Origin of the sequence: Moorella sp. E308F (genome assembly GCF_006538365.1) — a bacterium.
GTDB lineage: Bacteria > Bacillota > DSM-521 > Neomoorellales > Neomoorellaceae > Neomoorella.
In genome coordinates this window covers 110,191-131,801 of sequence record NZ_BJKN01000003.1, presented here as the reverse complement: position 1 = coordinate 131,801, position 21,611 = coordinate 110,191, and the positions used below count along the sequence as shown (strand labels likewise).

18 protein-coding genes, 1 tRNA gene and 1 riboswitch are annotated in these 21,611 nt (G+C 51.5%); of the genes, 1 reads left to right on the top strand and 18 read right to left on the bottom strand.

Annotated features, from left to right (window positions below):
- Positions 1-322: 322 nt before the first annotated feature.
- From lon to E308F_RS13315, 6 genes are all read right to left on the bottom strand, one after another.
- Entirely contained in the window at positions 323-2,635 is a 2,313-nt protein-coding gene (gene lon / locus E308F_RS13340) for an endopeptidase La (RefSeq protein WP_141265415.1), read from the bottom strand.
- Positions 2,636-2,733: 98 nt separating this feature from the next.
- Positions 2,734-4,452, bottom strand: coding sequence for an ATP-dependent protease LonB (gene lonB / locus E308F_RS13335; protein WP_141265414.1), 1,719 nt, complete (start codon positions 4,450-4,452; stop codon positions 2,734-2,736).
- A 113-nt stretch (positions 4,453-4,565) separates the two neighbouring features.
- Positions 4,566-5,825: an ATP-dependent Clp protease ATP-binding subunit ClpX gene (clpX, locus tag E308F_RS13330; protein WP_141265413.1), complete on the bottom strand. Its 1,260-nt coding sequence runs from the start codon at positions 5,823-5,825 to the stop codon at positions 4,566-4,568.
- 23 nt (positions 5,826-5,848) lie between these two features.
- Positions 5,849-6,448 carry an ATP-dependent Clp endopeptidase proteolytic subunit ClpP gene (gene clpP, locus E308F_RS13325; protein WP_141265412.1) on the bottom strand — a complete coding sequence of 200 codons (600 nt, stop codon included), beginning with the start codon at positions 6,446-6,448 and terminating at the stop codon, positions 5,849-5,851.
- Between the two features lie 54 nt (positions 6,449-6,502).
- Positions 6,503-7,837, bottom strand: a complete 1,335-nt coding sequence (tig, locus tag E308F_RS13320; RefSeq protein WP_141265411.1) for a trigger factor — start codon at positions 7,835-7,837, stop codon at positions 6,503-6,505.
- 196 nt (positions 7,838-8,033) lie between these two features.
- Positions 8,034-8,108 (bottom strand) — tRNA-Gly (locus E308F_RS13315).
- Positions 8,109-8,330: 222 nt separating this feature from the next.
- Here E308F_RS13315 and E308F_RS13310 point away from each other — a divergent pair.
- The gene (locus E308F_RS13310) at positions 8,331-9,575 is read left to right on the top strand and encodes an ISL3 family transposase (protein WP_141262898.1); all 1,245 of its coding nucleotides are present in this window, start codon (positions 8,331-8,333) and stop codon (positions 9,573-9,575) included.
- Here E308F_RS13310 and E308F_RS13305 read toward each other — a convergent pair.
- The 12 genes from E308F_RS13305 to E308F_RS13250 all read right to left on the bottom strand — a co-directional run bounded on the left by E308F_RS13305 (position 9,564) and on the right by E308F_RS13250 (position 21,342).
- Positions 9,564-9,803 carry a hypothetical protein gene (locus E308F_RS13305; protein WP_141265410.1) on the bottom strand — a complete coding sequence of 80 codons (240 nt, stop codon included), beginning with the start codon at positions 9,801-9,803 and terminating at the stop codon, positions 9,564-9,566. The genes E308F_RS13310 and E308F_RS13305 overlap by 12 nt on opposite strands.
- Before the next feature lie 158 nt (positions 9,804-9,961).
- Positions 9,962-10,049: riboswitch (cyclic di-GMP riboswitch) on the bottom strand.
- A gap of 225 nt (positions 10,050-10,274) precedes the next feature.
- Entirely contained in the window at positions 10,275-11,012 is a 738-nt protein-coding gene (locus E308F_RS13300) for a FadR/GntR family transcriptional regulator (protein ID WP_141265409.1), read from the bottom strand.
- Positions 11,013-11,179: 167 nt separating this feature from the next.
- Entirely contained in the window at positions 11,180-12,070 is an 891-nt protein-coding gene (gene garR / locus E308F_RS13295) for a 2-hydroxy-3-oxopropionate reductase (RefSeq protein ID WP_141265408.1), read from the bottom strand.
- 97 nt (positions 12,071-12,167) lie between these two features.
- Positions 12,168-12,956 carry a hydroxypyruvate isomerase gene (gene hyi, locus E308F_RS13290; protein ID WP_141265407.1) on the bottom strand — a complete coding sequence of 263 codons (789 nt, stop codon included), beginning with the start codon at positions 12,954-12,956 and terminating at the stop codon, positions 12,168-12,170.
- Between the two features lie 129 nt (positions 12,957-13,085).
- Positions 13,086-14,099, bottom strand: coding sequence for a uroporphyrinogen decarboxylase family protein (locus E308F_RS13285; protein ID WP_141265406.1), 1,014 nt, complete (start codon positions 14,097-14,099; stop codon positions 13,086-13,088).
- A 58-nt stretch (positions 14,100-14,157) separates the two neighbouring features.
- A complete protein-coding gene (locus E308F_RS13280; protein WP_141265405.1) occupies positions 14,158-15,207 on the bottom strand; it encodes a tripartite tricarboxylate transporter substrate binding protein in 1,050 nt (349 codons plus the stop codon).
- Positions 15,208-15,268: 61 nt separating this feature from the next.
- A complete protein-coding gene (locus tag E308F_RS13275) occupies positions 15,269-16,792 on the bottom strand; it encodes a tripartite tricarboxylate transporter permease (protein ID WP_141265404.1) in 1,524 nt (507 codons plus the stop codon).
- A gap of 11 nt (positions 16,793-16,803) precedes the next feature.
- Positions 16,804-17,265: a tripartite tricarboxylate transporter TctB family protein gene (locus tag E308F_RS13270; RefSeq protein WP_216364559.1), complete on the bottom strand. Its 462-nt coding sequence runs from the start codon at positions 17,263-17,265 to the stop codon at positions 16,804-16,806.
- 16 nt (positions 17,266-17,281) lie between these two features.
- Positions 17,282-18,568, bottom strand: a complete 1,287-nt coding sequence (larA, locus tag E308F_RS13265; RefSeq protein WP_141265402.1) for a nickel-dependent lactate racemase — start codon at positions 18,566-18,568, stop codon at positions 17,282-17,284.
- Positions 18,569-18,642: 74 nt separating this feature from the next.
- On the bottom strand, positions 18,643-19,608 hold the full coding sequence (locus E308F_RS13260; RefSeq protein WP_141265401.1) for a hydroxyacid dehydrogenase: 966 nt from the start codon (positions 19,606-19,608) through the stop codon (positions 18,643-18,645).
- 18 nt (positions 19,609-19,626) lie between these two features.
- Positions 19,627-20,526 (bottom strand): 4-hydroxy-tetrahydrodipicolinate synthase, encoded by a 900-nt coding sequence (gene dapA, locus E308F_RS13255; protein WP_216364558.1) that lies wholly within the window; start codon positions 20,524-20,526, stop codon positions 19,627-19,629.
- Between the two features lie 30 nt (positions 20,527-20,556).
- Positions 20,557-21,342 carry an HpcH/HpaI aldolase family protein gene (locus tag E308F_RS13250; protein WP_141265399.1) on the bottom strand — a complete coding sequence of 262 codons (786 nt, stop codon included), beginning with the start codon at positions 21,340-21,342 and terminating at the stop codon, positions 20,557-20,559.
- Positions 21,343-21,611 lie beyond the last annotated feature (269 nt).

Here is a 21,611-nt window from a genome sequence, read left to right as displayed (position 1 = left end):
GGCTGGCTTTTGTTTTGAGCGAGCGACTTGGTCCGAGCGGCTTAGCGGCCGCAGGCTGTGCCGAAGAGCGAGGGCGGGGCCGAGGACAGGATGTCCGAGGCCGGATTCTAAAGGCAAGGATGCCGAATAGGCCGGGAACCCCGCCCGAGCCGGAGGCTGAGCCTTAGGCCGCTCCGCGAGGACCACGGAGCGAGCGAAAACAAAGCCAGCCCACTACAAAAAACCCCCATCCGCCCGGACGGACGAGGGGAGATAAGCCTTAATGGCGCTCTCTACGGTACTATCTTACTGATTTCTGCCTCTTGCTGTCAAGTATTGTCTGTTATTCTTCTTTCCTCACCAGGGCTTCCTTGAGGACTTCATCCATATGCTCCACCAGGATGAAGTTGAGCTTGCGCCGGATATTGGCCGGGATGTCCTCCAGGTTCTTTTCATTCTCCCGGGGAAGAATGATGTTTTTCACCCCTGCCCGGTGAGCAGCCAGGATCTTTTCTTTAATACCGCCTACCGGCAGCACCCGGCCCCGGAGGGTAATCTCGCCCGTCATGGCCACATCACCTTTCACCGGTACCCCCATAAGGGCCGAGGCCATGGCCGTGGCCATGGTGATTCCGGCAGAGGGCCCGTCCTTGGGGATGGCACCCTCGGGCACATGGATGTGCAGGTCATGCTTCTCATGGAAGTCGGCTTCCAGCCCCAGGGTGTCTGCCCGGGAGCGAATATAGCTGAAGCCGGCGTAGGCCGATTCTTTCATGACGTCACCAAGTTTCCCCGTCAGGGTAAGGTTACCCTTGCCTTTCATAACGGAAACTTCTACATTGAGCACCTCGCCTCCGGCCTCAGTCCAGGCCAGCCCGTTGGCCACCCCTACCATCTCATTCTGGAAAGCTTCTGTGTGCCGGTAACGGGGTATACCCAGGTAATCTTCTACATTACCGGCGGTAATTCTAACTGCTTTAGTTTTACCGCTGACAATATCCCGGGCCGTTTTACGGCAAATGGTGGCAATCTGCCGTTCCAAGTTGCGCACCCCGGCTTCCCGGGTGTATTCCCGTACAATCCGGCGCAGGGCATTTTCTGATATTTCCAGTTGGTCCTTTTTCAGGCCGTGTTCCTTGATCTGTTTGGGCACCAGGTGCAGGGCGGCGATTTTAACTTTTTCCTCTTCGGTATAACCCGGGATGCGGATAACCTCCATCCTGTCAAGGAGCGGCCGCGGGATGGAGTATTCGACGTTGGCCGTGGTAATAAACATTACCCTGGAGAGATCAAAGGGAGCTTCAATATAGTGATCGCTAAACATATAGTTCTGTTCCGGGTCCAGGACTTCCAGCAGGGCGGAAGCCGGGTCGCCGCGAAAGTCGCTGCTCAGTTTATCGATTTCATCCAGTAAAAAGACCGGGTTCCTGGTACCTGCCTGCTTCATACCCTGGATTATCCGCCCCGGCAGGGCGCCCACATAGGTGCGCCGGTGGCCCCGGATCTCGGCTTCATCCCGAACCCCGCCTAAAGATATGCGCACAAACTTGCGCTGCAGGGCCCGGGCAATGGATTTGGCCAGGGATGTCTTGCCTACCCCCGGCGGCCCGACAAAGCAGATGATGGGGCCTTTCATCTTCCTGGCCAGCTGGCGGATGGCCAGGTATTCCAGGATGCGGTCCTTGACTTCCTGTAAGCCATAGTGATCCTCATCCAGGATGCGCTCGGCCACTTTTATATCGAGGCGGTCCCGGGTTTGCTTGTTCCACGGTAAACTCAAAAGCCAGTCCAGGTAGTTGCGGACAACCGTAGCCTCGGCAACCATGGGCGGCATTTTTTCCAGACGCTCAACTTCTTTTAAAGCCCGCTCCCGCACCTCTTTGGGCAACCTGGCTGCTTCAATTTTTTGCCGCAATTCCTCAACTTCGGCTGCCCTTTCATCCTTTTCCCCCAGCTCTTTCTGGATGGCTTTCATCTGCTCGCGCAGGTAATACTCTTTCTGGGTCTTTTCCATCTGCTTGCGGACGCGCAAGTTGATCTTGCGTTCCAGTTCCAGAATTTCCTTTTCCTTGGCCAGGATCTCGCACAAGAGGTTCAGGCGTTCCTTAATATCTACCGCTTCCAGGACGGCCTGTTTATCCGTCAGTTTAAGGTTAAGGTGGGAAGCTACCACATCGGCCAGCCGTCCCGGTTCCTCCAGGCTAACGACAGCCACTACCGTCTCCGGGGGGATTCTTTTGGACATCTTTACATAGGTCTCAAATTCATCGATCAGGCAGCGCATGAGGGCTTCGATTTCGCTGGAAGTTTCGGCAGGCTCCGGAGCCTCCTCAACTTCGACTTTAAGGAAGGGATCATGGCTCAAATATTCCTTAATCTTTCCCCGCCGGATACCCTCAACCAGGATACGAATGGTGCCGCCGGGTAATTTTAATAATTGCTTTATCTCAGCTATCGTCCCGGTAGTATATATATCATCTTCCCCGGGATCGTCATCCTGGGCCTCCTTCTGCATGGCCAGGAAAATAACCCGGTCCCTTAGCATTGCCTCCTCAATGGCACTGACCGAACGTTCCCTCCCGACATCCAGGTGAATTACCGTGTAAGGAAAAACAATAACCCCTCGCAGGGGCAACAGGGGAAGGATCCGGCTCAAACTTTACACCTCCACGGTGCTCCCTTGTATATACTTTTATCTGTCCAGGTAATTATTCTAATATATTCTACGGCATTATTCGTCTTATTGCAATAGCTTTAGCAGCTTAAAGGATGAGACGGCAAAGGCGTTGCGCTTAAAACCTGGGGACGGGATTTGAAACTTTCATGGCTGCTAGACTTTGTCCGCGGCATTAAGGCCTGTTCCAGGACCTCATTGACTGTTTGAACGGGTATTACCTGGATATCCGTAAAAGAGCGATATATTTCCTGCCAGTTATCTTTTGGAATGAGCACTTTTTTCGCCCCGGCCAGGCGGGCCGCTTCTACCTTGGCCACCACGCCGCCCACCGGCCGGACAGTGCCCCGGATAGAAACTTCCCCGGTCATGGCTACCAGGTTGTTAACCGGTATATCCGTAAAGGCGGAATAAACAGCCGTTAACATGCTGATACCGGCGGAAGGGCCATCTACCGGTACTCCCCCGGGAAAATTGAGGTGAATATCATAATCCCGCACATCTACCGGTAAGAGCTTGCGCAGGACGGTCAATACATTATCCACCGCATTGCGGGCCATGCTCCGGCGCCGCATTCGGCGGCCGTCGCTACTTCCGCTTTCTTCTTCCTCGATGACGCCCGTAACGGTAACCTGGCCGCGGCGGTGGCCGGCAAAATTGACGCTGGCCTCCATCTCTACTAAAAGGCCCATACTGGGACCGTAGACGGCCAGGGCGTTGACCACGCCCACCTGGGGCTCAGATGAAACCCGGCCGTCCTGGCGGGGGGTATAATGGCAGCTGGTTACCACCCATTCCACATCTTCGCGGGTAATCTCCTGGCGCTTTTCCGTCAGGGCCAGGCCGGCTGCCAGCTGCACCATGTTAACGGCTTCGCGGCCGTTGGTGGCATACTGTTTGATTATTTCTACGGCGGCTGTGGAAATGGTTAAGTTTATCTTCCTGGCCGCATTGCGGACAATGATGCCGATTTCTTCTGCCTGCAGGGGGCGGAAAAAAACTTCCAGGCAGCGCGACCGGATGGCGGCCGGGATTTCCTGGGGCAAGCGGGTCGTCGCTCCTACCAGGCGAAAATCGGCCGGCAAGCCGTTCCGGAAAATGTCATGAATATGGCTGGGGATGTTGCTGTCTTCCGTGCTGTAGTAAGCGCTCTCCAGGATCACCTTCCGGTCTTCCAGGACTTTGAGGAGCTTGTTAATCTGGATGGGATGCAGCTCGCCAATTTCATCTATAAACAGGATGCCGCCATGGGCGCGGGTAACGGCACCGGGTTTGGGCTGGGGAATACCGGCCATGCCTAAGGGACCGGCACCCTGGTAGATGGGGTCATGCACGGAACCTATCAGGGGATCGGCAATGCCTCGTTCATCAAAACGCGAGGTCGCCCCGTCCACTTCGACAAACCGGGCTGTCTCTTTAAAGGGGGAAAGGGGGTTTTTTTTGGCTTCTTCCAGAACCAGGCGGGCGGCCGCCGTCTTGCCTACCCCTGGGGGTCCGTAGATAATAACGTGCTGGGGGTTGGGGCCGCAGAGGGCGGCCCTGAGGGCTTTCAGGCCTTCTTCCTGGCCGATTATTTCCTCAAAAGCGGTGGGACGCGTCTTTTCCGCCAGGGGCTCCGACAGGGATATTTCCCGCATACGCTGGAGTTTCTCCAGTTCTTTACGGGATTCCTTCTCGACAGCGACCCGGTTGCCCTGCTGGTTGCGCAAAAGGTTCCAGAAATAGAGGCCGATTACCACGGCAAAAAATATCTGGATAAAACTTAATACTCCTCCCAGACCTTGACCCCATTCATACATTGGTCTTTTACTCCTTTCCGGATATCTCGATTACCTAAAGTTTTATCCGGAAAGGAAGATTTTATCCAAAAAGGCGGTAGCTTTCCCGCTACCGCCTTTATCATCCTTTATCATCAAGCTGTTTCTTCTTTTTTCTTCTTCCTTTCTACCGTCAAAAGCAGGGGCTCTTCCTTGCGCATGACCACATCTTTAGTGACGATACACTTGGTGATGTTGTTCCGCGAAGGTATTTCATACATTACGTCAAGCATTATCTCTTCCAGGATGGCCCTTAAGCCCCGGGCGCCGGTTTCTCGTTTCAGGGCTTCCTTAGCAATGGCCCGCAGGGCATCTTCTTTAAACTCAAGGGTGACTCCGTCCATTTCAAACAGCTTCTGGTACTGCTTCACCAGGGCGTTGCGGGGTTCTGTCAGGACCCGGACCAGGGCATCTTCGTCCAAGGCATCCAGGGTGACGATAACCGGCAGGCGGCCGACAAACTCGGGGATCAAACCGTACTTCAATAGGTCGACCGGCTGGACCTGCTTTAAGATATCGCCTACCTGGATGTCTTTTTTACCGTGAATTTCGGCACCAAAGCCCATGGTCTTCTGGGAGATGCGGTTTTTGATGATCTTATCCAGGCCGTCGAAGGCGCCGCCGCAGATGAAGAGGATATTGGTGGTATCCAGCTGGATGAATTCTTGATGGGGATGCTTGCGCCCTCCCTGGGGAGGTACACTGGCAATGGTCCCTTCCAGGATTTTGAGGAGGGCCTGCTGGACACCTTCGCCCGATACGTCCCGGGTAATGGACGGATTTTCCGACTTGCGGGCGATTTTATCTATTTCATCGATATAGACGATACCCTTTTCCGCCTTCTCCACATCGTAGTCGGCCGCCTGAATTAGCTTTAACAGGATGTTCTCCACATCCTCGCCTACATAACCGGCTTCCGTAAGGGAAGTGGCGTCGGCAATGGCAAAGGGTACATTCAGGATCTTGGCCAGGGTCTGAGCCAGGAGTGTTTTACCGCTGCCGGTGGGCCCGAGCATGATGATGTTACTCTTCTGGAGCTCGACGTCATCCATCTTCATGCCCAGGTTGATGCGCTTGTAGTGGTTGTAAACGGCTACCGCCATGGCTTTCTTGGCTTTATCCTGGCCGATGACATACTGGTCGAGGATTTCCCGGATCTCTTTGGGTTTTGGCAGTTCGCCCATTTCCAGGTTCAGATCCTCGCTCAGTTCTTCTTCGATTATCTCATTGCACAGCTCAATACATTCGTCGCAGATATAGACGCCAGGACCGGCGACCAGCTTTTTGACTTGGTCCTGAAGTTTACCACAAAAAGAACACTTCAGCTGGCCCTTATCGTCCGTGTATTTATACATGGTTTTAGTTCACCTCGCTGTCCCTATTTACCGGGCAACTCGCGCTTGGTGATCACCTCATCAATTAAACCGTACTCCTTCGCTTCCTGGGCGGTCATGAAATGATCGCGGTCGGTGTCCCTGGCAATCTGTTCCACCGGTTTACCGGTAATATCGCTTAAAATACGGTTTAATGTATCCCGGATGGCCAGGATACGCCTGGCATGAATCTCGATATCCACCGCCTGCCCCTGGGTGCCACCCATGGGCTGGTGAATCATAATTTCACTGTGGGGCAGGGCAAAACGCTTGCCTTTAGCACCGGCAGCCAGGAGAAAAGCGCCCATGCTGGCTGCCAGGCCGACACAGATGGTGGAAACATCGGGCCGGATATACTGCATGGTATCAAAGATAGCCATCCCGGCTGAGATGGAACCACCAGGACTGTTGATATACAGGTGGATATCTTTATCGGGATCTTCTGCCTCCAGGAATAGCATCTGGGCAATCACCAGATTGGCTACATGATCGTCAATGGCGCTTCCCAGGAAGATAATCCGGTCTTTCAGCAAGCGGGAATAAATGTCGTAGGCCCGCTCGCCCCTGTTGGTCTGCTCAACTACTACCGGTACCAGGATTGACACTCCTTACCCCACCTCCATGGTGAAAAATTCCTTCCACAACCGCTTCTACTCCTTTTAGCCTTCCGTCGCAGCAGTTTCTCCTGTCTCCCCTTCTCCGCCTTCCCGGGGAGGTACGGCCACACTGTGCTCGACCAGAAAATCTATGGTCTTTTTAATCATTATATCGTATTTCAGGAGGGACAAGTCGCCCAGATTCTTCCGTACTTCGGCTGCATCCTGGCGGAAGATCCTGGCCATCTTCTCAATTTCCGCCTCAATGTCTTCTTCCGTGGCCGCAATATTTTCGGCCTTGGCAATGGCTTCCAGCACCAGTTCGGTCTTTACATCCCTTTCCGCCCCGGGCTGGAATTCTTTCTCTAAATCATCCATAGTCTTACCAGTATTATTTAAGAACTCCCCCAGGGTTATTTTCCTGGCATGCAGGTTGCGTTCCAGTTCCCTGAGCCGGGATTCGATCCGCCGTTTAACCATGATTTCCGGTAAATCCACCGTGGCTGCCGCTACGGCCTTGGCCACTACAGCTTGCCTTACGGCAGCGTCAATCTCTTGCCGCTGTCTCTCTTCCAGCCGGCGGCGGATATCCTGGCGCAGTTCGGCTAGAGTCTCGCACTCGCTGACGTCTTTGGCAAATTCATCATCCAGAGGGGCCAGCTCTTTTCGTTTAATGCCCCGGATGGCAACCTGGAAGACGGCTTCCTTGCCCGCCAGGTCTTCTTTGTGGTAGTCGGCAGGGAAGGTAACGGTAACGGTACGTTCCTCGTTTAGACGGGCACCTACCAGTTGTTCCTCAAAGCCGGGGACAAAGGTACCCGACCCCAATTCCAGATGATAATTATTTCCTTCTAAACCTGGATAAGGCTGGCCTTCTACCGTCCCTTTAAAATCAATGACGACAATATCCCCCGCTGCCGCCGGTTCATCTTCGATGTTCTTGATGGTAGCATAACGCTCCTGTAAGCTTTTCAGATAGGCGTCGATATCCTCCTCGCTAACTTTTACTTCCGGCCGTTCCACTTCCAAGCCTTTGTAGGTGCCGAGGTGGACTTCCGGCTTGACTTCTACTCTGGCCTTGAAGATTAAAGGCTCGCCCTCTTCCACCTTGACTATTTCCACTTCAGGGTGATCGATGGGTTCCAGCTGGTGCTCGGCTACTGCTTCTTTATAGGCCGGTGGAATAACAATTTCTACCGCCTCATTATAGATAGGCTCTTTGCCGATATACCGTTCCAGGATAAAACGCGGTGCCTTGCCTTTCCTGAAACCCGGGATGTTTACCCGCTTTACCAGGCGGCGGTAAGCTTGATCCAGGGCTTTCTGTACCCTGGGTGCTTCAACTTCAATTTCCAGAAGTACCTGATGCTTATCTAACTTCTCGACGGTAGCCTTCATTACCTACTTGCTCCTCCCTGCTCCCGACTACTGGACGCCATTCATTATGACCATCCATTTAGCATAAAATACTATCAGCAATTTTATTTCGCCGCTTTGTCTACCTTTTCCTGCCGCGCCTACTAAAAAACAAGCTAGTAGAATAACACCTCGGACAGGTAAAAACCCGATCCGAGGTCCCCCCAAGCCAAAAATATGGAGCGGAAGACGGGATTTGAACCCGCGACCCTCGCCTTGGCAAGGCGATGCTCTACCGCTGAGCTACTTCCGCCCGTTATTCAGGCACTACCACGCTTTCCGTAGCGATATATTAACAGATAGCTCCGGTTCTGTCAAGTTTTCTGCGGCTCTATAATAAAAAGTGTGGGAGGGGATAGGAAGAGATAGAAGGACAGAGGAGAAGAGATTTTAGAAGTTAAAGGAGGAAAAAGAGGGGGGCACATCCAAATCAAATGTTAGCAAACAAAAACCCCATTAGGAAAGGAGTGCCCCCATGAATAAGAATAGCACGATCACCCTCAAGGGACAAGAGAATTTTGATAAAATACTCCAGTCCATTTTAGGAGAACGGCAGGAACGTAAAGATATTGTGTTAAGGGTGACGCTAGAGCCGCCAGCATTATGCCCTGCATGTAACAAAGGCAAATTACATAAGCACGGCATTTTAAAGAAGAACCGGAAGCCCCAAGAAAGGAAAATTCGTCACGCTTTTTTATACGGGAGATGGATTTTTTTATCCTGGGTTCCTGTACGGTATAAGTGTTACCATTGTCATAAGACTTTTACCCTTCGTCCTCCGAATACCATCCCCTGGGCCAGATTTACAAAACTAGGAGTGCAGACAGTAGTGTATTATGCCCAGAGGATGAGCTTTACCTATGCAGCCCGAATATTACACCTTACTCCTAATAGGGTTATAAGATTACTAGACAAGTATATCCAGTCCGGTCTTCCAGCAGATGATACTCAAGAGCCCATAGTCTTAACCTTAGATGAACTGTCCTTTAGCGGGAATGATTATGTATGCGTAGTAGGGCGCCTGGAACCGGATAAGAGGCCTTTGACGATTTTGGGTGATGACAGGAAAGCAACTATAAAGGCTTACCTGGAGGGGCTCAAAAAAGCCGGGGTTAAAGTAGAAGCAGTAGTAATTGACATGAAAGACTCCTGGCGCAAGTTAATAAAAGCAATCTTTCCTTCAGCCAGGATAATAGTAGACCCTTTCCATGTAATTCAGGATGCCAACCGTCGCTTAAATGAAGCACGCAAGATAGAGCAAGAAGCAGGCAAGGAGAATATACCTCGCCTACCCTTGCTCAAGGCTAAAGAAAAACTTACTTCCAGACAACAACAGCAGCTAGAAGAAATTAAGAATAAATACCCGTCCCTCTATGAACTATACCAGCTAAAAGAAGATTTAAGACAAATCATAAAGATGGACCGGGTTGAAGAGGCAGAAATTGCCTTAAGCCGTTGGCTTATAAATGCAGAATGCGCTGAAAATGTAGAGGGACGGGTATGGGCTCGTACTATTAAGTTCTGGAGGTCAGAAATATTAAACCTGGTTAGATACACCCAGCAAGGCCGCCGGTACACCAATGGTTATATAGAAGGCAAGAATACTTTAAGCAAAATGCTGAAACGATTAAGTTTTGGTTTTAGGAATCGTAATCATTTCATCAAGAAAATTTTCCTGGGATGTTGCCCTCAAAATTTAATCCCACAACTATTGACATAGAGCCGTTTTCTGCCCACCGGGCTGTGACAATTTAACGCAGCGGCCAGGTTCATTAACGCCCTCGCCATCAACCATTTGTAAAAGATTGTGAACGAGTATGTTAACCTGGCCTTCGATTAACCTCAAAAGATAGTTTTTATAGGTTGCCGGCAAAGTCTTACGGCGCAGGTAATCGTCCAGGAGGGCTTCCAGTACTTCCTGGTTAACGAGTTTATCCCGGCAGGCCATCGGACAATAACCCTATGGTTTTATTCATTAATTTTACCCCTTCCCGGCAATGATCACATGCGCGAAGCAACCCTCATGGAAGACAAAAAATAAAGGACAGCCTCATCGCCAAAGGCCGCCCCTGTCTTCATGCTTAAAAATTGCAGCAGCATCAAAGTACCGGCAGCCTGGCGATCTTAGCTCGTAAAAGCCTTAGACCCATGGCTTTGCGTCCCCCCCTTTCGGTGGGGTTTGCCTTTAGCGGTAACCCTTTACGCTATTCGACATTAATGCTTTTTTTCCTGCAAAATATACCACTTTTTGGGGCAATAAAAAAACAACCCGGGCAATCCGGGTGTGGTAGGGTATATATTAAAAAGGAGGTCAGAGGGCTTTGCTCGCTTTTATAATAGCACGCCAGGGTTATAATTGTATTAAGCCCTCTTTAAAAATGAATTAAATTTATACTCCGGTTTGATTAAGTAACGCATCTTAACGATCATCAATTTGCTTACCCCCGGCCAGGCTCTCTAAAAGCTTCACCCGTCCGGAGACGTTGTTGAGGTGCTCCAGCATGGCATTGCGCGCTTCTCGCGGTCGTCTCTTGCGGATGTTCTCCAATATTTTCCGGTGTTCAGTCACCACCAATTCCCGGTGCCAGGGCAAGGTCCTGCCGTAGCGTAAACTCAAATGAAAATACTGCCGAATAATATGCTCTATAGTGGTAGAAGTCTGGATAAATATAGGATTCTTGGTGGCTAAAGCTATGCTGTTGTGAAACTGGTAGTCAGGTTCGATGGTGATTTCTCCCCTGGTTATCTCCTCTTCCAGCCTTATTTCTGCCGCTTCCATGGCCTCTAAATCCGCCTCGTCGCTCCTTTCGGCGGCCAGGGCAGCAGCCTCGGCTTCCAGCGCCCGGCGAAACTCAACCCAGGAGAGCAACTGCTGGTATTCTACCTCGTTTAATTTGGCCATCAGGTCCTCTGGTTCCAAGGGAAAGCGCTTGACATAAATGCCATTACCGTGCCTTATCTCCAGGATGCCGCTGGAGGCCAGGACAGAGAGGCCTTCCCTTAAAGTGGGGGTACCGACACCGAACATTTCGCTCAATTCTTGAACGGGCGGCAAGCGGTCCCCCACTTTATACTCCCCGCTCTTAATCAACCGGGTAATGCGCTCCACCACTTCTTCATACATTTTCTTCTTGCGGATGATTAGCCCGTCTTTCATGGTTATTCACGCACCTATACCAAAATGTTTCCACTAAGACCTCGCTGTCCTATTGCCCCTCTGGCACCGCTCAAGTTCGGATCATTCTCCACATCATGCCCTTTCAAGTTTTTGGCATAAAGGTCCAGGCGGCTTACAGGCAGCCTGGACCTCGCAAAGGGGGACCACTAATGCTTTCTTGCCTCAACTTGTGCCAGTTTTTCGTAAAAGCGAATGATGGCTCCGTGGTCGGCGTCACCCAAGCCATCAACCTTTAAGGCTTGCAGAATTTCCATAACAACAGAGGTGAGCGGCAGGGGAACTCCCACCTCATGCCCGGCAGCCATGGCATTGGCCAGGTCTTTAATATGCAAGTTAATCCGGAAACCGGGCTTAAACTGACCGGCCAGCACCAGGGGCGCCTTGGCGTCCAGGACCGTACTCCCGGCCAGGCCGCCGCGGATGGCCTGGTAGACCAGTTCCGGGTCAACGCCGGCTTTGGTGGCCAGGACCAGGGCCTCGGACATGGCGGCAATATTTAGGGCGACAATAATTTGGTTCGCCAGTTTGGTCACATTGCCGGCGCCGATGTCACCGACGCGGACCACGGAAGATCCCATGGCCTTTAATATATTATAACATTCATCAAAGTCTTCCTGTTTGCCTCCGACCATTATCGACAAAGTTCCGTCGATGGCCTTGGGTTCGCCGCCGCTCACCGGCGCATCCAGCATACGCACGCCCTTTTCAGCCAGCTTCCCGGCTATTTCCCTGCTAACCATAGGGTCAATGGAGCTCATATCAATAAGGATTGAACCAGGCCGGGCACCCTCAAGCAAACCATTCGGCCCCAGGACAGCCTCCCTCACGTGGGGGGAATTGGGCAGCATGGTGATAAACTTATCGCAGCGTTCGCCCACCTCCCGGCAGGAACCGGCCGGTTCCGCGCCGGCGGCCACTACATCGTCTACTGCTTCTTTAATAATATCATATACGACCAGCTCATAGCCAGCCTTCAGCAGGTTTTTACTCATGGGCTTGCCCATGATGCCCAGTCCTATGAAGCCAATTTTACTCATCTTTTTCTTTTTACCCCTTTCGCCAAAATTTTTACCTGGTTTTAATGTGCCGCCCAAGCGGCATACTCCTTTTATCGGGGCTAACGCACTCCCCAAATTAATCTAGCCTGTACCCGTACGCTGCCACCCAGTCTAAAGACCGGCGAGTGTCCGGTACCGGAATGTATTCCAGAGACACATAACCCTTATAACCGACGTTGTCCAGCTCCCGCAACAAGAAAGGATAATTAATCTCGCCCGTTCCCGGCTGGTGCCGGCCGGGGTTGTCGGCGATCTGGATGTGGCCGATCTTTGGCAGATGCTCGCGCAGGATAGCCGTCAGATTTCCTTCTACTTTCTGGGCATGATAAATGTCGTACTGTAAATAAACGTTGGGCATATCAACCTCGGCAAGCAGTTGCAAAACCTGTCCGGTCGTGTTAAGTAAGAAACCCGGTACGTCGTAATGGTTTAAGGGTTCCACCATGAGGTTTAAGCCATGTTCTCCCAGAACTCCAGCCGCATAGCGGACGTTGTCCACCAGCGCCTGCCACTGCTCTTCAAAAGTGAAGGCGTCTAACCTCTTGCCGGCCAGGCAGTTCAACCGCGGCACGCCCAGGGCGCGGGCCCAGGCCACTGCCTGCTTAACTCCTTCACGGAATTCTTCCCTCCGCTGCGGGTTGGCGGCAATGCCGCGCTCACCCGCCGCCCAGTCGCCGGCAGGTAGGTTAAAAAGCACCACCTGGAGATTGTTTTCTTCTACCGCGCCCTTTATCGCGTCCATGCTGTATTCATACGGGAAAAGAAACTCCACCGCTTTGAAACCCGCTTCCCGCGCGGCCTGAAAGCGCTCCAGGAAAGGCACTTCGGTAAACAGCATGGTTAAGTTGGCGGCGAATTTTGGCATATTTTTAACGCCTCCTTTTAGATTATATCTCGTCCATTTGATATGGTTCTTTACGACATTTGCTTAACCCCCCCTTTCACTGAAAACCAGGAACCAAACGGGTATAAAAAACCCTGGTAGGGAAGTTAGCTATTCAAAATAAACACCGTACCGCAGTATTGCTCCGTTTAAAGCTAATATATTTTCCGCCTTGCAGTATTCTGTCAAGCCATTAGAACTGGAAATAATATAGCCCCCTCCCTTGCCCACCTTTTCGAGCTTCTCTTTGGCCTCTAATACCGTCTCTTCGGGAGTACCCATTGTTAAGGTATAATGCAGGTCCATGTTGCCAATGAGGCAGAGCTTATCTCCCCATTCTTCCTTCACCTGGAAAATATCAACGGCACCATGCTCTAGATTGGCAATGGCGCAGATGTTTAGCTCTTCCACCAGATCTTTAAGCATGGGCAGGGGATTGCCATCAGTATGGTATATCCTGGGAATAGCTATGTGATCAACTACCTTTTTCATATGGGGCAGCATATATTTCCGGAAGTGTTCCGGAGAAAACATCGGTCCCCATTTAAAAGCTATGTCCTCGGAAATATAGGCTGCATCGAAACCTAAATCATTTACCCGCTCAATAACCTTAATACACCACTCGCCGATCAATTCCATACTTTCTTCAATAAAACCGGGGTCGTCATAAAGGGCGTAGGAGAAGTTTTCATACCCCATGCTGTTGTACGTGTTGCTCAACCCCACCCTGATACCAGCAATGGCCGCCAGGCCGTTTTGCCGGGCAAAGGATAAAAGTTCTTCGGCGCCCCTGTAAAAATCCGGATTCTCAGGATCGGGTAGAAACTCCTTTAAAGCCTTTAAGTCGTCCCTGGTCTTGAGCAGGCCTTCCTTCAATTGTTCTACGTCGCCGTTCTTCTCCATGATGGCATAAAAGGGGGGCCTGAAGTTATACGTTATGGTATCAAGGCAGAGAATTTTATATAAGTCCGGTGGGGTACGCCAGCCCGGCGGCAAATCGGTCTTGCGCCCGACAATCCTGTCGGCGAGACCTCGGTGGACGTAACTCTCAAACCACGGCACCCGGTCGGGCTGCTGTTTTTTCAATGCAGTAAGGAATCTTTCTCGGGAGGACATGGGCTTCATGGAAATATCTCCTTTCAAAAAGTAAAGCTATCTACGGGAAAGGAAGGGTTACAACCTTTTATTGCAATGTTATATTCAGGTCTTTAATCAGCTTGCCGAAATAGTCATAGGCCTCTTTGAAGAATTTCTGAAATTCTTCGGGACCCATATAAAGGATGGGCTGATGGAGATTCTTCATTGACTCTTTAAACTCGGGATCTTCGCTTACCTTTTTCAGTACGTCGGCTAGATAATCAACCACTTCTTTAGGAGTTCCGGCCGGAGCGGCAATACCTTTAACCGATCCCCAGCTGTAGAAATTAATGCCCTGCTCTTTTAAAGTCGGTACATCCGGGAAGGCGGGATCGCGCTCCGGTAGATCTACAGCCAGAGGACGCAGCCTGCCGGCCTGAATATGGGGCGCCACTTCGTTGCCGGAACCGCCGCCCACGATGGCATGCCCGCCGATCAGGTCGGTAATGGCTTGGGCGCCACCCTGATGGGGTATGGGAACGATGTTAATGCCAGTAACTTTGCCGATCCCGCGCATGGTGATATTGACGTTGCCCGTAGCCGTCGATACGCTGGCGGTGACGGGCTGATTACTAGTTTTAGCCCAATCAATAAGCTCCTTCATTGATTTAAACTGGGAGTTGCCAGGAACACAAATAATGGTTGAGTGGATCGACATCCTGGCAATAGGCGTGAAATCCTTCAGAGGATCGTAGGGTACTTTTTGCAACTGGGGACCGATTAGGTCTTCCCCTGAACCGTAGCCTATCATTAAGGTGTAACCGTCGGGCTTGGAAGTTTTGACAAATTCCCGACCTACAACAGCGCCAGCGCCCGGTTTGTTAACAATCATGACGGGCTGCGGGCAGTATTTGGTCCAAACCTTTTCAATGGCCCTGGCCAAGGCATCGGTAGAACCGCCTGCCGCATAAGGAACGATAATGGTGATGGGTTTTTCTGGATATTTACTGCTTGTTGCCGCAGCCCCTTCGTTCTTCTCTTGAGAAGGGGTATTGTCCTGAGTAGCAGATTTACCGCCGCAGCCGCTGGCAATAAGGAGCACCAGCAGGGCGACCATCAACAGACCCAATATTCTCCAGGCTTTCTTACGATACATCTTAATTATCTACCCCTTTCCATTAAGTTTATTTCCCGTAGATAGCTTTACGAAGGCTGTATTAAACTTCGCCGGTGCTCATTCCCGGCGAAACCTTCGACCTTTTTCGCTGACATAACGTTTGCAGACCTTGTGCAATCACCAGAGCTATAAAGATAGCGAACAAAGTCGCCGCTATTGGCCGGGTAAAAAAGATGGCCATACTGCCGCCCGACATCAAAAGAGACTGCCTTAAAGAATTCTCAATTATGGGGGCAAGTACGAAGGCTAAAGGTAACGGACCCGGCTCAAAATCAAGTTTGCGCATAAAATAGCCCAGGAGGCCGAAGAACAGTAAGGCATATATATTGAAGGTATCGTTGGCGATGCTGTAGACGCCTACACAGGTGAACAATACCACCGCCGGTGCCAGAATCCCAAAAGGAACCTTCAAAAGTTGAACCCAGAGACCCACAAGGGGTAGATTGAGGGCCAACAACATCAGATTGCCTATATACATCGAAGCGATAACTCCCCAAAAGACATCGGCGTGCTCTTTTACAAGGAAAGGTCCGGGTGTTACCCCCTGGATCATTAGCGCTGCAAAAATCATGGCGATAGAGGCATTACCGGGGATACCCAACGTAAGGAGAGGTATAAAAGAGGCACTGGAGGCGGCATTGTTCGCCGATTCCGGGCCAGCAACGCCGCATATGGCCCCATGTCCGAATTCTTCCGGTTTCTTGGAGCACCTTTTTTCCACGGCGTAGGACGCCAAGGAAGCAATTACGGCCCCGCCGCCGGGAAGGATGCCAACGAAAAAGCCGATTAACGAACCGCGAATAATCGCCCATTTCGCTTCTATGAAATCTTTTATGGTAGGAAAAACTTTGCCGATTTTTGTAGTTACAATCTCACCTTTAATGTTTTGTTCGAGGCTATATAAAATCTCACCGATGCCGAATACCCCCATGGCCAGAGTTACAAAATCAAAACCGCCTTGAAGGCCTATAATTCCACCGGTAAAACGGACCTTACCGGTAATGGGATCAAGACCGACGCTCGCCAGCAAAAGGCCGATGAGTAAGGCAATAAGCCCCTTTACTATGGACGATCCCGAAAGAAATACCGCCAGCAAAAGCCCCACAAGGGTGAGGGCAAAGTACTCCGGGGGCCCAAAGCGCAGGGCAAATTCGGCCAGGGGAGGGGCGACTATGCTCAAACCAATCACCCCGATAGTGCCGGCGATAAAAGAGCCAATGGCGGCAATTCCCAACGCCGCTCCTGCCCGACCTTTCAAAGCCATTTTATAGCCATCTATCGCGGTAACTACCGATGCCGCCTCACCCGGCAAGTTAAGGAGAATCGAAGTCGTCGACCCGCCGTACATCGAACCGTAATAAATTCCGGCCAAAAAAATTATTGATGTCGCCGGTGAACTCATTTTATAAACTACCGGTAAGAGTAGTGATATTGTAGCCGCCGGGCCGAGGCCGGGAAGGACACCGATGGCCGTGCCGAGCAAGCAGCCTATAAAGGCAAATAAAAGGTTGTAGCCCTGCAGGGCAATGGAAAATCCGTTAAAAAGACCTTCAAAAATACCCATTACTTGCCCCCCTATAGAGCGAAAATGCCTGCCGGAAGCGGGACTCCCAGCATATGCTCAAAAATTAAATATAATGAAATGGTCCCGAAGACGGAAATAACTAATGTTTTCAACCATTTTTCATGCTCCAAAAGCTTTTCCCATACCAGAAGAAATATAAAAGTAGCGAGTAAATATCCTAATTTTTCCATAATAAAACCGTATAATCCTATAATTATGACAGCTATTAAGGGATTTACCCATTGCAGGGATTCCCAAAAAGGTTGCGGCCGGTCATCAGCACCCAAATTACTGATTACCAGCACCAGGCTGAATATTACCATCAGTAAACTGTACCAAAAGGGCAAAAAGCCAGAATCCGGATTATGATAATTTCCAAGTTTAAGCACCATAACAGAGTCGACCATTATAGCCACGCCAACGATGATTAAAAAGACGCCCGTCGTCCTTATATGTTTCTTCACCGCCACCACCCCCGGCTAGATAAAATTATAAGTGTTGCTGTTTTCGCAAAATGGGCAAAGTAAGAAGGGCATCCGGGATTATAATTACCCTCACACCGGTTCTACCCGCAATTTCCCTGTTCACTGCCTCCTGCAAAGTAGGCATGGCTTCTAAATATACCTTTTTTAATTCTCCTGCAGGAATTTCACAATCGGTCACAACCACCCGCGCCTGTTTTAGAATCCAAGCCAAAATTAGTGCTTTTTGATCCCCGGGGGCAAAACCTTCCTTCGCGGCATGTTCAATAATGTCGTCGGGCCCACCGGACGCGGCCATCCAGTCCACGTAGCCGGGGTGGCCGAAGCCGTCTTCGCAGCTGGCCGGAATAATGATTACCCCGCCTTTTTTCACCACCGGCCGGGGACCGAAGATAGAGGTGTTGGCCGCCCTGGTAGCCTGGTAAAGGTCGCGGTTTTTGGGGTAACCTACGCCGGCAATGACAATATCCGCATGATGATCAATCTCCACCTCATACATGGTCCGCGCCGTCTTGACGCCTTCCAGGAAAGCCGCCACCGGGTGCCCGGCCACCACCCGGACCAATTCTTTATTGCCGGTCTGGACTACGTTGACGATAAAGTCCAGGCCTATAGCCATAGCGGCCTCGGTCAAGAAATCCCGGAAGGTGTTACCCTCAATCACCCCCAGCCGTGTTTCTGCCATCACCTGGTAATTGTGGGTCGCTGCTATAGTCTCCGCCCCCGCTACCCCGACAGCCACGCTTTTTACGCCGCCGCTGTAGCCGGCCAGGAGGTGGGTCTCGATAACCCCGGTGGAGATTTTAATATCTGCTGCCGCCACATATTTATTGACTACCAGCGGTATGCCTCTTTGAGATTTGCCTAAATAAACCAGTCCTTCTTTATCCCAGGCGTTGTGGTTGACGAAGCGCAGGCGGGTGACGTTTTCCTCACCAAACATATCAACTAACTCTTTGCGGCTATTGGGCCTGTGGGTCCCGGTAGCCACCACTACGGTAATATCATTCACGCAGATACCGCCGGCCAGCAGTTCCTCTATTAAAACCGACAGGATAATGTCCTCCGGTAGTTTCCGGGTAATATCGGTAACGATTATAGCCACCTTCTGCCCCGGTTGCACCATAGCCCGCAGACGCCGGCTGCCAATAGGGTTGGCGACAGCCTCCCTGATAGCTCGTTCCGTATCGGGAAGGACGGGAAGTTTCCGGGACTCAACGACGGTCACATCTACTCCATCCGGTATCTCAAATTCCACCATTTTTTTACCATTGGGGACGGAATACCTGGCCACTAATAAATTCCCCCTTGCAGTCGACCCGCCACGTCCTATTTTGTCCCTTTGCTTAGCAGGTAAATGTTTTACTACTATTGCTTTAAAACTTCCGTGTTAACCACAAATTGTGGCCTTTTACCAGTAAGTACATCTACTACCCCCCGGGCCGCGCCGGTGGCCATCCTGACCACGCATTCCTCCGTTAGGGCCGCGCTATGGGGAGAAAGCAGCACATTATCGAGCTCAAATAACTGATGATTTCGTGAGGGGGGCTCTTCCTCGAAAACATCCAGGGCGGCGCCGGCAATAACTCCATCTTTAAGAGCGCGATACAGAGCCTCCTCGTCCACCACGCCACCGCGGGAGAAGTTCACCAGGAAAGCCGAAGATTTCATCAGGGCCAGCCTGGCCTCATTTACCAGGCCCCTGGTCTCAGCCGTGAGGGGAGTGTGAATGGATATAACATCGGCTTCCCGGAAGATGCGGTCCAAATCTTCATATAATACAACTCCATTTTTCGCCGCCACTTCGGGCCGCACATAAGGGTCGTACGCGATTACCTCCATGTTAAAGGCGGCGGCAGCCTTCCTGGCCACCATGCTCCCGATCCTGCCCATACCTATCAGACCCAGCACCTTGCCGTCCAGGTCCACGGCCTTGTATTCATTCCTGGCTTCCCAGTCGCCCCGGCGGGTGGCCCGGTCCATAGGGAGCACCCTCTTGGCCAGGGCACCTATGGCGGTAAGGGTATGCTCGGCAACGGAAACGGCATTGGCATCCGGCGTATTGAGTACCAGGATACCCCTTTCCGTAGCCGCCCGAAGATCAATGTTATCCACGCCCACACCATGGCGGGCAATGACTTTCAAGCTGTCGGCAGCCGCAATTATTTCCCGGGTAAAAGGTGCCGTGCGCACGATAACGCCTTCCACACCTTTGATCTCACGTTTAACTGTTTCTACCGACGGGTCGGGAGCAACCCGCACCTCGAACCGGTCGTCAAACACCTTCAGGCCGCTTTCGTGGATCGGCTGGACGATCAAGACTTTCTTCTTCATTTGACTTCCCGCACCACCCTATGCTTTAACTACGCCCATATCCTGCAAGACCTGCCGCAGGCGAGCCCGGTTTTCTTCCGTCAGGGGACCAACGGGCCGGATGGCCTTACCCGCGTCGATGCCGATCATATTCAAGGCTTCCTTGATTACCACGGGAAAGGTGCCCAGTTCAAAGGCCAGGCGCAGCGGTGCCAGGTGGTACTGGGCCTCCAGGGCGCGCCGGTGATCGCCGGCCATAAAGGCTTCATAAATTTCTACTGCTATGCGGGGTTCCACGTTGGCCGTAGCCGTAATGGAGCCTGTGCCGCCGTAGCAGAGGGTGGCATAGATCAGGGTGTCCCGGCCGGCCAGGACAGAAAAATCCATATCCCGCGTGACCCTGATGTATTCGGCCGTAAGGGTCATGTCGCCGCTGGAGTCCTTGATGCCGACAATGTTGTCTACTGCAGCCAGCTCTTTGACGGTTTCTACCGCAATAGGCACCTTGGTCCTGCCCGGATTGGAGTAAAGCAATACCGGCAGGTCGGGGACGGCCCGGGCTATGTCCAGGTAAAACCCGATAACCTCCTTCTGGCTCAGGTTGGTGAAAAAGGGCGTCAGGATGGATACGGCATCAACACCCAGGTCGCGGGCCATTTTAGTAGTTTCTATGGCTTCCTTCGTTGTCAGAGCCGCCGTGCCGGCGTAAACAGGAACGCGGCCCCGGGTTTCGTCAATGACTATCTCAATCACTTTTTTCTTTTGCTCAAATGTCAGGGCAAAAAACTCGCCCTGGCTGCCTACCGGGAAAAGGCCGTGTACCCCGCCCTCAATTAAATGATTGACCAGCTTGCGCAGCGCGCTCTCATTAATATTGCCCCATTCGTCGGTGGGTGTGGCCATGGCCGGGATAATGCCCCTGGGTACAAATTTTGCCATTGCATTTACCCCCATAATTTAGCATCGTAACTAGCACTTTGAGGCTACATATTCTTTTAATTCGGCAGTATACCTGCGGCCTGTATCCACGATCATGCTGATATCGTTGGAGTAGGCTATCAGCCTCATACCAGCGTCGATCCACCTTTTAGCGCTATCCATGTCATAGACGTGAATGCCCGGCGCTACGCCGTGATCATTGCAAACGCGGATAAAACGTTCAAGGGCGGCGGTAATCCGCGGGTCTCCTGTCTGGCCCGGTATGCCGTAGGACTGGGTAAGATCAGCAGGCCCGATAAAGGCCGCATCCACTCCTTGTACACTTACGAGCTTTTCCAGGTCGCGGATGGCCGTCTCGCTTTCAATCTGGATGACTATTAAAGTTTGTTCATTGGCCAGCTTAATATAGTCGGCCGTTTTCACCGGGGCAAAGTTGGAATGGGCGCGCCGCAGGGCCATACCGCGCTCCCCCAGGGGGTAATACTTGGTGTACTCAACAATTTTCTTTACTTCTTCTTCGCTCTCTACCTGGGGGATTAAAAGCCCCTCCGCCCCGGCATCGAGGGGCCGGGATAAGGCCAGCCGCGACAAACCCGGCGTCCTGACAATTGTCACGATATCTGTGGCTTTGGAGACGGCTATCATGTCGGCCACGGTTTCGATGCTGTAAGAGGAATGTTCCATGTCAATATAGACGAAATCATAGCCGGCCGTAGCCAGCATGGTGATAATACCCGGCCCCCTGACCTCGGAGATCATGGTGCCGATAACTACTTCGCCATCGGCCAGGGCTTTTTTTACTTTGTTCTCCCGCACAAAGGTCAGCTCCTTACTATGAGATCACTTTGTTATTTTGTGATCTGATGTGTCTGTCTATTTTATTTATTCGCCATTGATGGCAAAATTCCTTCTTGACCGGAAAAATATTTTTATTTTATGGCCTGTTAATAGGCATAAAAAATAAAACGAAAAGTGGCCGTTGCTTTTACCTGCACGGCCACAGTTCTGTAAAGGTCGGCTATGCCGCCGCTTAGCAAATTAATATAATGGACCCATAGGTTAAGACACAAAAACAAAAAAATTAA